Origin of the sequence: Verrucomicrobium sp. 3C (assembly GCF_000379365.1) — a bacterium.
Taxonomy (GTDB): domain Bacteria; phylum Verrucomicrobiota; class Verrucomicrobiia; order Methylacidiphilales; family Methylacidiphilaceae; genus Methylacidimicrobium.
This window is the reverse complement of sequence record NZ_KB901875.1, coordinates 415,717-428,683: the sequence shown is the minus strand read 5'-3', so window position 1 is coordinate 428,683 and position 12,967 is coordinate 415,717. Positions and strand designations below refer to the sequence as shown.

Annotated in this window: 9 protein-coding genes and 1 tRNA gene; 6 read left to right on the top strand and 4 right to left on the bottom strand. The window is 62.9% G+C overall.

Translation table 11 applies throughout. From position 1 onward, the window contains the following. Positions 1-5 precede the first annotated feature (5 nt). From A37A_RS0102520 to A37A_RS0102505, 4 genes are all read left to right on the top strand, one after another. Positions 6-2,315 (top strand): AAA family ATPase, encoded by a 2,310-nt coding sequence (locus tag A37A_RS0102520; protein ID WP_018289970.1) that lies wholly within the window; start codon positions 6-8, stop codon positions 2,313-2,315. A gap of 325 nt (positions 2,316-2,640) precedes the next feature. Beyond that, on the top strand, positions 2,641-3,060 hold the full coding sequence (locus tag A37A_RS20440) for a hypothetical protein (RefSeq protein WP_018289969.1): 420 nt from the start codon (positions 2,641-2,643) through the stop codon (positions 3,058-3,060). Further along, complete coding sequence (locus A37A_RS15330) at positions 3,050-3,925, top strand: ATP-binding protein (protein WP_018289968.1); 876 nt, start codon at positions 3,050-3,052, stop codon at positions 3,923-3,925. The genes A37A_RS20440 and A37A_RS15330 overlap by 11 nt, the downstream gene beginning before the upstream one ends. Before the next feature lie 102 nt (positions 3,926-4,027). Then, positions 4,028-5,176: an ISNCY family transposase gene (locus A37A_RS0102505; protein WP_231363733.1), complete on the top strand. Its 1,149-nt coding sequence runs from the start codon at positions 4,028-4,030 to the stop codon at positions 5,174-5,176. 1,271 nt (positions 5,177-6,447) lie between these two features. Here A37A_RS0102505 and A37A_RS0102500 read toward each other — a convergent pair. Further along, positions 6,448-6,521 (bottom strand) — tRNA-Arg (locus A37A_RS0102500). A 196-nt stretch (positions 6,522-6,717) separates the two neighbouring features. On the opposite strand from A37A_RS0102500, the gene A37A_RS15325 reads away from it, so the two are divergent. Both A37A_RS15325 and A37A_RS15320 read left to right on the top strand, forming a co-directional pair. Continuing rightward, positions 6,718-8,022, top strand: a complete 1,305-nt coding sequence (locus A37A_RS15325) for a phosphatidylserine/phosphatidylglycerophosphate/cardiolipin synthase family protein (protein ID WP_018289965.1) — start codon at positions 6,718-6,720, stop codon at positions 8,020-8,022. A 98-nt stretch (positions 8,023-8,120) separates the two neighbouring features. Continuing rightward, positions 8,121-10,379 (top strand): ATP-dependent RecD-like DNA helicase, encoded by a 2,259-nt coding sequence (locus A37A_RS15320; RefSeq protein ID WP_155996434.1) that lies wholly within the window; start codon positions 8,121-8,123, stop codon positions 10,377-10,379. Positions 10,380-10,561: 182 nt separating this feature from the next. On the opposite strand, the gene queA is transcribed toward A37A_RS15320, so the two are convergent. The 3 genes from queA to A37A_RS18865 all read right to left on the bottom strand — a co-directional run. After that, the gene (gene queA, locus A37A_RS15315; protein ID WP_018289963.1) at positions 10,562-11,614 is read right to left on the bottom strand and encodes a tRNA preQ1(34) S-adenosylmethionine ribosyltransferase-isomerase QueA; all 1,053 of its coding nucleotides are present in this window, start codon (positions 11,612-11,614) and stop codon (positions 10,562-10,564) included. A 173-nt stretch (positions 11,615-11,787) separates the two neighbouring features. After that, the gene (locus A37A_RS0102480) at positions 11,788-12,639 is read right to left on the bottom strand and encodes a hypothetical protein (protein ID WP_018289962.1); all 852 of its coding nucleotides are present in this window, start codon (positions 12,637-12,639) and stop codon (positions 11,788-11,790) included. A gap of 93 nt (positions 12,640-12,732) precedes the next feature. Further along, a partial coding sequence (locus A37A_RS18865) for a zinc ribbon domain-containing protein (RefSeq protein ID WP_155996587.1) occupies positions 12,733-12,967 on the bottom strand: 235 nt, incomplete at its 5' end.

The window sequence follows — 12,967 nt, the reverse complement described above, 5'->3', positions numbered from 1 at the left end:
CCTCCATGCTCAAAGAGATCAAGCTGATCCAAGGCATCGGCCGGTTCGAGACGGCAAAGCCGACCCATGGTGCGACCTTCGACCGCTGCACCCTTATTTTCGGCGAGAATGGTTGGGGCAAGTCCACCCTTGCCGACATCCTACGCTCCCTGACGACGAACGATCCTGCGATATTGGCGGGCCGCAGGACCCTCGCTTCCGATGCGCCTGCGAAAGTCGTGCTGCGCTTTTCTACGCAGAACGCCATCTTCGAAAACGGCGCCTGGACCGGAGTTCGTCCGCGCATCGTCGTCTACGACAGCGTCTTCATTAATGAAAATGTGTTCTCGGGCGATACCGTTTCCACTGACCACCTCAAAAAGCAGCACGAACTTGTCGTTGGCGAGGAGGGCGTGCGGCTGATCCGGCGGCTTGTCGAGCTTGACGCCCAGAACCGCGAAAACAACGATGCCATCAAGGCCGTGGAATCCGAGCTCGAGGCCGTCATCCGCACGCTTGGCCTTGCTCCAGCCATGCGGCCGGATGCTTTCCTCGCGCTCGAAGCTCGCTCGGACATCGATGCGGCAATTGCCGCAAAGGACAATGAAGCGCAGCGCGCGCGCCGCGCCAAGGAGCTGAAGGCCGCGGCAGAGCCCTCGCTGCTTCCCGTTTCGACCGAAACCGCGAAGATGCGCGGCTTGCTTGCCCAATCCATTGATGCAATTGCCGAAGCCGCGCTTGCCAGCGTCCGTGCGCACATTGCCGCGCACGAATGCAATCCGAAGAGCGGCGGCCTTCCGCATGAAAGCTGGCTCGAAGCCGGCATGGCCTTCGTCCAGGGCGATTCATGCCCGTTCTGTGGCCAGCGCCTCGCAGATCGTTCGCTCGTCGATGCCTACAAGGCGTTTTTTAGCGAGGCGTACAAGACAGTCGGGGAGTCGGTCAGGAAAGCCCGCGACACGCTCGCGCGGTATAGAGCCGGAGATTTTCGGCAAACGGTCTCGCGCCTTGCCGAGCAGAACGCAGGGCATTTCCGCTACTGGCAGGAGGCCGCTAAGCTTGATCCGCCAGTTATTGATGATCCCAAGACCCTCATCGCGCAGGTGGAGGAGGCGGCCGCCCGTCTCGATGCCTTGCTCGCCAGGAAGCAGGCAAACCTGACAGAAGCGATTTGTGGGCCGGAAGCGAACCAGGCCCTTGCCGCCTGGGATGCGGGACAAGCCGAGATCGGGGCGATCAACGCCAAGATCAAGCTGCTCCTCGCTGCGATCAAGAAGCTCAAGGATTCGATCGACCCGGCCACGCTGCCGGAGCTTGAGGACGAGCTGAAGCTTCTCCAGGCGACCAAGCGACGCCACGAGCAGGATATCGTGGCGCTGGCTCAAAGGTTGAGTGGATGCCAATCCAAAAGAGAGGCGATCACCAAAGAAAAGGCGGCGGTCCGGAAAGAGCTGGATGAGCACGGCCGGGCCATCACGACCGATCTCGGCGCGGCTATCAACGAATATTTGCGGCGCCTAGCTGCCGGATTCAGGATCGATTACCGCGAGCCGGATTATCGCACCAAGGAGCCGTCGGCCAACTACAACATCCTGATCCGAGAAGTCGCAGTATCCCCGCGCAGCGGGGCTGGCGAGCTCGACAAGCCGAGCTTCCGCAACACGCTCAGCGCCGGGGACAAGTCCACCCTTGCTCTTGGGCTCTTTCTGGCAAAAGCCAATGCCGATCCGAAGATAAGCGAAACCATCATCGTGCTTGACGATCCTTTCACCAGCCTAGACCACTTCCGCCGGCAATGCACCGCGATTGAAATCAAGAAGCTGTGCGGACGGGCGCTGCAGGTAATCGTGCTGTCGCACGAGAAGCGATTCCTGCGCCTGCTTTGGGACAAGATCGACCACACGATGATCTCATCGCTGGCGCTGCAAGCCGGCGCGCCGGGCATCACGACGATTGCGAGGCATGACATCGTGGCGGAGACGCAGCCTCGGCATATCACCGAGCGCGCCAAGATTGAGGAATTCCTGGAGGGCGAGCCGCTTGCGCCCGCCTACATCAGAACGCGCCTGCGCACCGTTTGCGAGGATTTTTACCGCAGGGGCGATCCCGAGCTGTTTGGCCAGGCAGCCAGCCTTGAGGAGATCATCCGCATTCTCGACAAGAAGGCCCCTGACACGCACCCGTACAAAGGGGCGCTCGAAACCCTGCGCGACATCAACGAATACTCCCGCGGCCACAGCCACGCCGCCGTGCACGGAGACCCTGCCGAAGAGACCAGCATCGAGGAGCTGAAGGAATTTTGCCGCCGAGTGCTCGATCTCACGCGGGGCATGTGATTGCGCCGGAGCAATCGCAGGCCTGGACCGCAACTGAGCTTCCCCGGCTGCCATGTCCTAGGGAAAGCCAGCCCGGTGGCCACTGCTCCAGCCGGAAGCACCCAGACCGGCATCTGGCGCCGGCGTGGCTGGCTCAAAGCCTCATGAGGAAGGACGCACAAAGGGAGAGCCGAAGAAGCAGGCTTTAGTGAACGCTCGAGCGCGCGGCGCTAAAGCAGAAGTCTGATTCATTTTGGCAGCAATTGCTTGACGTGTTTGCATCATTTGCACCATTTGCCGCCATGACGCTTGCCATTGAGCGCGGCTCGCTTCTATCCTACGCTCTATGAAGAGCTTCCCGCCCAGACGCCAAAAGTTCGGAGGCAGCCGCGAGGATCCGGCTCGCGATGTCTGGCGGCTCCTGAACCCGATCGGCGAATTGGCCAATCCCGCCAATCGCTCCACCACGGAGGCCTCTCCTGTCGCGACCACGAGCTATTCGCGCCTGGCCGCCCAGGAGGCAGCGGCGCCTGTCTGTCCACGAATGGAGCACGCTTCGGGCTTAAGGAGCCTGCGTGTTCTCACATTCCCGCCCGGCCAGGGCAAGGCGCTGGGCGTTGCCTTCAAGCATGAGGTCGTGAATGCTATCTTCCATCATCCGCTTGCAGCGCATCTTGATGCGGACGAGCAGCGTCCGGCTTGGGTTAAGGAACCGCCGCAGCGGGGGAGTGCAGCTGCAAGACGAGAGATGGTCCATGTCGGCTAAGCCGGTTTCCTGCAAAATCGAGAAGATAAGCATACGACCGGGGGTCAGCGTCCTATCCGTTCTCAGGCACCTCAACTATAAGCCTTGGTTTGCGCTCGCCGAGTTCGTGGACAACGCCGTGCAGAGCTTTCTTGATCAAGGCGAGGCGCTAAAGGCGCTGCACGGCCAAGCCTGCATGCTTCATGTGCGCATTGACATCGACGCTGATCCGCCCGGCAGAATTTCGATCAAGGATACCGCAGCCGGCATCGCAGCGCAGGATTTCCTCAGAGCATTCCGCCCGGCTGCCCTGCCGCCCAATAGGACCGGGCTCTGCGAGTTCGGCATGGGAATGAAGAGCGCAGCATGCTGGTTCGCCCCACGGTGGCATGTGCGAACGAAGGCGCTGGGCGAGGGCGTCGAGCGCACGGTGCGGTTCGACATTGACCGCATCGTCCACGATCAAATTGAGGAGCTCGACATCACGGAGGCCCCAGCTGATCCCGGCCAGCACTTCACGGAAGTCGTCCTGGAAGATCTGCATCACGTGCCTATCAAGAAGACGATCGGAAAGATCAAGGAGCATCTGACCGACATCTACCGAGTTTTCATTCGAGATGGCCTGCTGGAGCTGCAGCTCGGCGACGAGACACTCACCTACGAGGAGCCTAGAATCCTGCATGCGCCCTATGCAGGGGACTCGGCCGGCCTGCCGCGCCTCTGGCGGAAGGAAATTCGCTTTGACTTCGGCGGCGGCCTCTCGGTCGCCGGGTTCGCTGCCCTGCGCGATCCCGGAAGCTATGCGCGCGCTGGGTTCGCTCTTTTTCGAAGAGGCCGCCTGATCCAAGGCAGCGGCGATGAAGGCTGTCGTAAGCAAGTGAAGTGACCGCCGCGAGGACAGATGAAGTGACCGCTTGGGTATTGGGGGCTGGAGGGTCCATGAGATGGGGGTATGGACGGCTTTGGCGAAGCGGAGGGATGGCGGGTCATGAAAGTTCAGGAGGTGATCATGCGGGCGATGGCCAAGCGGATCAGTTGGTTGGATGCGGCGGAGATTTTGGAATGGAGTCCTCGGACCCTTTGGCGGTGGCGCGCTCGGTACCGGATTTGGGGATACGACGGGCTTTTTGATCGGAGGAAGCGGAGGCCGAGTCCGCGGAGGGTGCCGATGGAGACGGTGGAGAAGGTACTTGGGCTCTATCGGGAGCGCTACGAGGGATGGAACGGGCGGCATTTTCACGAGAAGCTTCGGGAGGAGCATGGGATTGAGTTGAGCTATTCCTGGGTCAAGTGTGCGTTGCAGGCGGCTGGGTTGCTGCCGAAGCGGAAGCGGGGGCGGGTTCATCGGCTGGAGCGAGAGCGGAGGCCGATGCGGGGGATGTTATTGCATGTGGACGGGAGCACTCATGATTGGATTCCGGGGTTGGGATGGCAGCCGGATCTGATCGCCTTTGTGGACGATGCGACCAGCGAAGTCTACGAGGCCTTTTTATGCGAGGAGGAAGGGACCAAAGCGATCCTTTCGGGCTTACGGAGCGTCATTGAGAAAGAGGGGCTTTTTTGCAGCCTCTACACCGACCGGGGCAGCCATTTTTTCCACACGCCCGAGGCGGGAAAAGGGGTAGACCGAGAGCAGTTGACGCAGGTCGGCCGGGCGCTGGCGCAGTTGGGCATCGAGCACATTCCCAGCTACTGTCCACAGGGCCGAGGACGGATGGAGCGCTTCTTCGGCACCTGGCAGGGGCGGTTGCCGCGGGAGATCCAGGCCGCGGGCATTCAGACCCTGGAAGCGGCCAACGAGTACATCCGGAAGAAGTTTCTTCCCTGGCATAACCGCACCCTGGCCGTAAAGCCCAAGGAAGAGGAGAGCGCCTTTATCCCGGCCGGGGGAGCCGACCTGGATGGGATCCTCTGCGTTCAGGACGACCGAATCGTCGGCAACGACAACACGGTCCACTGGGGGCGGAAGAAGCTCCAGATCTTGCCCCAAAGCTGGCGCAGCGGCTTGGCCAAATGCCGCGTCCGGGTCTGTGAGCATCTCGACGGCAACCTCAGCGTCCGGTACGGCCACCGGATCGTCGGCTGGTACGACTCGGAGGGCAAGCCGCTGGAGCTACAGCAAACCAAGGCGGCTTAAAAGAAGAGCAGAACTTTGCCCTTGCCCCGGGGCAAGGGCAAGAACCCCAAAGGAAAGAACAATCCAATACCCCGAGCGGTCAGATCACTTGTTACCAAAGCGGTCAGTTTGACATGTCTTCAACAGCTGCCTGTAGATGGCCTTCGCGGCGGACGACATCAATAAGCGCATGGAGCGACTGTAAAACAAGGAACGGGCTTCGTCAACATTACTGGTAAGAGAGAGCGCACCTACCCCTGGTTGGCCAAGGAGAAAATTTTTCATGGGGGCGGGGCGAGCAGGGGGCACTCACTTCCGGCGCGGCGCGCGCCCCAAACCCCTGCGCGAAAACGCGCAGGTGCCAGGGCGGCAGAGAGGGCGTGATAATGCGTTATCAATAGCGGCTGATAATGCGGTATCAATAAGCCCCCTACCCCTTGCCGCCGTCTTACTGATAAGGCCATACGCTCTGGAGAGATCCGTGGCTCCGGCCCTACGCCGTCTTACTCGTAAGCCTCCGTCCATCGCCCATTCCCGGCCGACGTTCCCGGACGTCTTCACCGCGGCCTTACTCGTAAGCCAACAGCATGCCGGGCGCGCTATGGCCTCGCCGCTTGTGCGAAGTAAGTCCAAGGCGTTGACGCTGCTCTGCGGGCGTGAGATAGCTCATAGCCCGGACTGCCAGCCTACCTATCATTCTCTACCATCTTAGCCTGCGGAGCGGGAAGGATCGGGAAAATCGACCGACGTTCCGAGACGTTCCGAAAGCTTCCCGGAATCCCTGCACCACCACCGTCAACGGATAACGCATTCTCAATAGCGGGGACGAGGCGCGAAAGATCGACCAAGCCTTTGCCGAGTGACGTTTTTGCGCCGTTTCCATCAAACATGGCGCAACATGGCGCAGAAACGGCGCACCCTAACCCATTGAGCATCAACGTCCCGCGCCATGTGCGCCGTTTGCGCCGTTTTTTTTGCTACTCTTTAGCTAAGAAAAAAGCTTTTTCACGCCTTCCGCTTCCGTCTTCCGCGCTGCCTCTCTTGTTCTTGTTTTAACCCCTTAGGTAAGAGACTAGTCAAAGTCGATGGCGCAAACGGCGCAAATCCCGATGGCCCCAGCCTACCCGAAGCGCGGCGTCGAGGCTCGAAGCGTTGCCGGAATGTTGCCGGAATGTTGCCGGAATCCATACGTCTCTACCCCCCTTTTTGCGTATCAATCGTTATACATCTGTTCTTAACAAGTGGGCTTCCCTAGGGCTTCTACCAGGCAGGATTGCGTCTTTATATCTGGTTGGTCCCGGGCCGATTCGAACGGCCGACCTACGCTTTAGGAAAGCGCTGCTCTGTCCTGCTGAGCTACGGGACCCTCGCGTTGGGGAGCGGGAAGGCCTTGGGTGGCCCCCGGGATCTCCGCATCCCGTTGGGCAACCTTAGGCGAAGGCGGCGGCGGGGGCAAGGCTCCGTGCAAGGCATAGACAGATTCGGGCTGGCGGATGGGCAGGGGGAGGGAAAATCTCTTGCGCTTCGCTTTCTCCGGTCGAAAGATCCCGTCGCTTTGCGCTATGGGGTTGACGAACCGGAGGAGGCAGAACGGCTTGGCGGGCCTTGGGTTGCTCCTGTTGGTCCTGGCGGGCTGCGCAGGCGTGCCGAGGATCCCTCTTGGCGAGGATCTGGCTGGGGAGGCGCGCCGGGCGCAGCGCCCGCTCGCTGGCGCGGGCGGCCCAGCCCGGGGGAGCGCGGGAAACCGCATCTCGCTCCTCTCCGAGGGGCCGGAGATGCTGGAAACCCTCTTTGCCGCCATGGAAGGGGCCCGGGACCATGTCAACCTGGAATTCTATATCCTGGAGAACGTGCGTGTCCGGGGAAGGAGCCTCGAAGATCTCCTGACCGAGAAGCTCCGCTCGGGTGTCGCGGTGAACCTGATCGTGGATGGCTACGGCTCCCACCGGGCGGGCCATGCCTTCCTGGAGCGATTGAGAAGGGAAGGGGCGAGGGTCCTGGTCTTTCATCCGGTGAGCGGGGGGACGATCCTACGGATTGATCTGCTCAACGAGCGCGACCATCGGAAGATCCTGGTGGTCGACGGTAAGGTGGGATTCGTGGGCGGGATCAACCTCTACCCGGTCTACCAGAACCATTGGGAGCCCGGTGCGGTTCGAAGGCGGGACTTTCATCACGTGCTCTGGAACGATCTGGTTGCGCGGATAGAAGGGCCTGCGGTGGCGGAACTGCAGCGGCTCTTCTTTGCCACCTGGTCGACTCAGAATGGACCGCCAGTCGAGCCGAAGGCGTACTTCCCCAAGATCGCGAAAGCGGGGAGCGAATGGGTGCGGGTGATCGGAAGCGGGCCGAAGGGGAATCGGCCTCTCTTTTACATCGAGCTTCTGGAAGCGATCCACGCCGCGCGGTGGAAGATCGATCTCTGCACCGGCTCCTTCGTGCCGACCCGGCAGATGGTCGAGGAGCTGGTCCGGGCGGCTGGGCGCGGGGTCGCCGTGCGCCTCGTTTTGCCGTCGGCTCTCTACCATCCCGAGGTCGAGATCGCCGGGAGCGCCGATTATGGGGATCTCCTACGAGCGGGGGTCCGTATCTGGGAGATGCCGAAGGAGGTGCTCCACGCCAAGCTGGCCCTGATCGACGAGGGCTGGACCGCAGTCGGATCGTCGAACCTCGATGAGCGGAGCGTGCTCTTCAATCAGGAAGTCGATGCGATCGTCCGGGGGGAAAAGACCTCGTCCACGGCCGAGGCGATCATGGAAGATGAGATTGCCCGATGCCGGGAGGTCCCCCTTCGGGAGTGGCGCCGACGGGACGTCCTCGAGCGCGCGAGCGAGTTCTTCGCCTCATTCTGGCGTGGCCTGATGTGATCGCCCCTACGCGCCGGATCCGCTCCCCAGGAACGGATCCGGCGAAGTCCCGCGCCCTCGGCCGGAATGGGGATGGCCAGGAGACGGCTGCGCGAAAAATGATTGGTTTTCTGGAAGGATCGGCCACAAGCTTTTCCCTCAGGAGTCCCGTGGCCGCTTCCCTTCCGCCGTCCGAAAGCCTTTCCGGCCTCATCGAGCGGGTCACCTTCTTCAGCGAGGAGACCGGATTCTCCGTCCTCAAGGTGAAGGTGGCAGGCAGGCGGGAGCTGGTGCCGGTCGTCGGCACGCTTCCGTCGGTCGGGGCCGGGGAGTGGGTGACGGCCCAGGGGAGGTGGGTCCGGGAGCGGGAACATGGCCTCCAGTTCCGGGCGGAGTCGCTCCGGACCACCCCGCCGACCACCTTGGAAGGGATCGAACGGTATTTGGGGAGCGGGATGGTCAAGGGGATCGGCCCGGTCTACGCCAAGAAGCTCGTCGAGCGGTTCGGGGAGAAGATCCTCGAGATCATCGAGAAGGAGTCGGTCCGGCTCGAGGAGGTCGACGGCATCGGGCCGAAGCGAAGGGGGAGGATCAAGGAGGCCTGGAACGAGCAGAAGTTGGTCCGGGAGATCATGCTCTTCCTCCACTCCCACGGGGTGGGAACGAGCCGGGCGCTGCGGATCTACCGGACCTATGGTCCAGAGGCCGTGGAGACGGTGCGCGCCCAGCCCTACCGGCTCGCCCGGGACATCCCGGGCATTGGCTTCCAGACGGCCGATCAGATCGCCCGGCGGGTCGGCATCGCGCAGGACTCTCTCGACCGGGCCTGCGCGGGGCTCGCCCACCTTCTCCTGGAGGCGACCGAGTCGGGCCACTGCGCCCTGCCGCTTCCGCTTCTGCTCGAAGGGGCGGAGAAGCTGCTCGAGCTGCCGGAGCCGCGGCTGCGGGAGGCGCTGGGGCGGTCGGTGGCCCAGGGGGATCTTCTGCTCGAGGATAGGGAGGGGGAGACCTGGGCCTTTCTCCCCTATCTCCAGCGGGCCGAGGAGCGGATTGCCCAGCGGATCGCTTCCCTGCTTTCTTCCCCGCCCGGCTATCCCCCGATCGACTGGACCAAGGCTCTCGCCTGGGCGCAGGAGCGGACCGGGAAAGCGCTCTCGCTTAGCCAGCAGGCGGCGCTGCGGCGCGCCCGGGATAGCCGGATGCTCGTCGTCACGGGCGGCCCCGGGGTCGGGAAGACGACCTTCCTGCGAACCCTCCTCTTGATCCTGGGAGCCAAGGGCGTGCGCCTTCTTCTCTGCGCGCCGACGGGCCGTGCGGCGAAACGGCTCGCGGAAGCAACGGGAAGAGAAGCTAAGACGATTCACCGGCTGCTCGAGACCCAGCCGGGAACCGGGCGGTTCGCCCGGGACGAGAACCGGCCTCTGGAATGCGACCTGCTCGTGGTCGATGAATGCTCGATGGTCGACATTCCCCTCTTCGCGCACCTCCTCCGGGCGCTCCCGCGGGAGGCGAGCCTGCTCGTCGTGGGCGATGCCGACCAGCTCCCCTCGGTGGGACCGGGGATGGTGCTCCGCGACCTCGTCGGAAGCGGGGTGGTGCCGGTGGCCGAGCTCACCGAGATCTTCCGGCAGGCGGCGGACAGCCGGATCGTCGCCACTGCGCACCGGATGCGGCAGGGGCTCTTGCCGGAACACCCCAAAGAGGAGGAGTCGGACTTCTATTTCGTGTCGCGGGAGGAGCCCGAGCGGATTGCCGCAGTCGTCGTGGAGATGGTCAAGACACGGATTCCGAAGAAGTTCGGGCTCGATCCGCTGCGCGACATCCAGGTGCTCTGCCCGATGAACCGGGGCAGCCTGGGCGTTTTCGAGCTCAACGCGCGGCTCCAGGAGGAGCTCAACCCGCTGCGGCCCGGCGAGGGGGAGATCGAGCGTTTCGGCTGGCGCTTCCGGGTGCGCGATAAGGTCCTCCAAACAAAGAACAACTACCAGAAGGAGGTCTTCAACGGCGACATCGGCGAGGTGGCGGGGATCGATTCGGAGGAGCAGCTGGTGCGGGTCCGCTTCGAGGGGCGGGAGGTCGGCTACGAGTTCGGCGAGCTCGACGATCTCTCGCCCGCCTACGCGGTCACGATCCACAAGTCCCAGGGCTCGGAATTTCCCGCAGTGGTCCTACCGCTGGCGATGCAGCATTACCTGCTGCTCCAGCGGAACCTCGTCTACACGGCCTTGACTCGTGCCAAGCGGCTGGCTGTCCTGGTCGGGCAGTGGCGGGCGCTGGCCGCGGCGATCAAGAACGACCGGATCGAGCGCCGCTTCTCCCGGCTGCTGCCGCGGCTCCGCAGGGCCTGCGGTGCCCCGGAGGCTTCGGTCCTCCTTTAGCCGCCATTGCGCTCAGAAGCGTTCTCCTGCGCCGTGCATAATGGGCTCGTCTGCTTCGCTCTCGCTTGGTTTTCCATCCTTGCCGTATGTCCTCATCCCGCTCCGGGGGAAAACCGGCGCCGCGCCTCGTATCCAAGGCCATTTGCGGTGCCTCGGCTACGAAATTTGTGAGAGATGGCGGCTTAGAGGATGAGCATTGCGTCGCCGTAGCTGTAGAAGCGGTAGCCCTGCGCGACGGCCTCCCTGTAGGCCTCCTGGATGAGGTCGAGTCCGGCGAAGGCGCAGGCGAGCAGGAAGAGGCTCGACCGCGGGAGGTGAAAGTTGGTGAGGAGGGCTCCGGTGCGGCGAAAAGCGCAGGGGGGGCGGAGGAAGAGGTCGGTCGTCCCGTTCTGCTCGCGGAGGTCGGGGACGCTTTCGAGAACGCGAGCGACGGTCGTGCCGACGGCCACGATCCGGCGGGCGTTCCACGCCGCTTCGGCGAGTCCTGCGGCAATGGCGAAACGTTCCGGATGGAGGCGTCCGGTCCGCCACTCTTCGGGACCGATCGGGCGGAAGGTTCCGGGGCCCACGTGGAGGGTGACGAAGGCGTGCGGGAGGCGTGCGAGGAGTTCCTGGGTGAAATGGAGGCCCGCGGTCGGGGCTGCCACCGAGCCGGGGCTGCGGGCGAAAACGGTCTGATAACGCTCCCAGTCCGAGAGCGGAAAAGAAGAGAAACCCGAGCGGCGCTTGCGGATGTAGGGGGGCAAGGGGGGATTCCCGAACCGCTCGAGCGAAAAGGGCCGGGAGAAGCGGAGGAGCCGTTCCCCGCGCGAGCGGACCTCGACCACTTCCGCCGCGAGCCGCTCCTCAGCGGGCGTTCCGGGATCGGCGACGAAGAGGAGCGACCGTCCGAGAGAGGCTCTCCTGGCGGGTTCGGCGAGCGCTCTCCATAGGGAGGGCTCCTGCTCCTCGAGGAGGAGGAACGAGAGCTGGGGCTCCACGCAGGGCAGGAAGGCCGGGATCACGCGGGAGTCGTTGAGCACCAGCAGGTCGCCTGGAGCGAGGAGCTCCGGGAGATCCCGAATCCGGTGGTGGGCGATCGAGCCATTGCGGCGCTCGAGGAGCATCAGTCGGGCGTCGGCCCGGTCGGGGACGGGGGAGAGCGCGATCCGTTCCTCGGGGAGGGCGAAGGAGTAGGGGGCGAGATCGGGAACGGACCGATCGACAGGAGAAGAAGCGGCTCTTTCGGGAAGCATGCCGGGAGCTGCCGGCGTAGCCTGCCTTTCCCTCAAGCGTTCTCCTGCGGCTTGCAAAATGGACCTGCCTGCTTCGTTGGGAGTTGGTTTTCCCTTCTCATAGTCTGTCGTCCTACGGCTCCGGGGGGAAACCTGCGCCCCGCCGCGGGTACGAAATTTGCAAGAAATGGCGGCTAGGGCACGACGATCGGCTTGTCTGCGTCAAAAGAGTAGCGCTCGACTTGGATCCAATGTCCGTCTTCCATTTCGGGGGCCTTGTGGATCTTCACCTGGTCGACGACCAGCTTGCCGTTCCTTTCGGCCAGCCAGAAGTCGATGTCGTAGATCTTTTCCGGCTCGCCCCTTTCTCGAAAGTCGGTGCAGGCAAAGTAGTCCTTGTCGGGGATGCGGCGGACCGGGTTGTGGATCTCGACGAACTCCAAGGGGATCTCCTGTCCGGTCTTTTCGTCCTGGATCCGGAAGATCCCGCCTCCTTCCCGAATCTTGTCGGCGAGGTATTCATGGATGGCGGCCTTGACCTCCCAGGCCCGCTTGTACTCGGTGTGACCAGGATGCTCACTCACCGGGAGCCACCACCAGGGGACCGGAAGCCGGCTCACCAGAACCCAGCCGTCGCCCTCCTTCTGCGGAACCTTGTGAATGCGGATATCCATCAGGACCAGCTTCTTGGCGCGCGGCTTGTACCAGAAGTCGAGCTCGTAGGGTTTCGGGGGCGCGAAGCCCTTTTCGTGGAATTCGACTGCGGCGAAGTAGCCGTAGCCGGAGATCGAGCGGACCAGCCGGACTCGATCGAAGAGGAGGGGAATCGTCTGGTTTTCGACCGGATCCGGGAAGAGGAAGACGCCTTGGTTGGCCTGACTCTTCTCCTCAATGTGGCGCCGGACTTCCGTTTCAACTTCCTTTCGGGTAAAGAGTTCCTCTTCTGCCTGGGCGGTGGCCTGGCCTCCGAAGGAGAAAAAGGCGGTCAGCAGCGCGGAAGTCAGGGAAAGGCCGAGAACGGAGCGTGGACGTGCTGTGGCGGTCATGACGAAAAATGTTGTAATTATATCTTTTGATGTCAAGGTAACCCGTTTCGAAATGAAGAGGGAGTAAACAACCCGCGACTGAAGTCGCAGGCTTTATCGTGAAGCGCAGACATGGTTGCCAACATCCGCACCTCCAACATTAGGCGTGCTTACGGCCGCCCTTGGCGGAACCATCGTTCCGCCAATCCGGGCAAGGTTCCGACTCGCGTTCAAGTCGCTGTGCGCCCGGAGACCACAGTGAGGACACACGAAACGATGCTTCGTGCGTCTGCCCAATTGTTTACAAGACGAGCAGGTTTGGCTCGTGTAGGCCGGATCGACGTATTCG

Excerpts from the sequence above, each read along its gene's own strand:
- A37A_RS0102520 (WP_018289970.1), top strand. The coding sequence starts at position 6 with ATGCTCAAAGAGATCAAGCTGATCCAAGGCATCGGCCGGTTCGAGACG.
- A37A_RS20440 (WP_018289969.1), top strand. The coding sequence starts at position 2,641 with ATGAAGAGCTTCCCGCCCAGACGCCAAAAGTTCGGAGGCAGCCGCGAG.
- A37A_RS15330 (WP_018289968.1), top strand. The coding sequence starts at position 3,050 with ATGTCGGCTAAGCCGGTTTCCTGCAAAATCGAGAAGATAAGCATACGA.
- A37A_RS0102505 (WP_231363733.1), top strand. The coding sequence starts at position 4,028 with ATGAAAGTTCAGGAGGTGATCATGCGGGCGATGGCCAAGCGGATCAGT.
- A37A_RS15325 (WP_018289965.1), top strand. The coding sequence starts at position 6,718 with ATGGGGTTGACGAACCGGAGGAGGCAGAACGGCTTGGCGGGCCTTGGG.
- A37A_RS15320 (WP_155996434.1), top strand. The coding sequence starts at position 8,121 with ATGATTGGTTTTCTGGAAGGATCGGCCACAAGCTTTTCCCTCAGGAGT.
- queA (WP_018289963.1), bottom strand. The coding sequence starts at position 11,614 with ATGCTTCCCGAAAGAGCCGCTTCTTCTCCTGTCGATCGGTCCGTTCCC.
- A37A_RS0102480 (WP_018289962.1), bottom strand. The coding sequence starts at position 12,639 with ATGACCGCCACAGCACGTCCACGCTCCGTTCTCGGCCTTTCCCTGACT.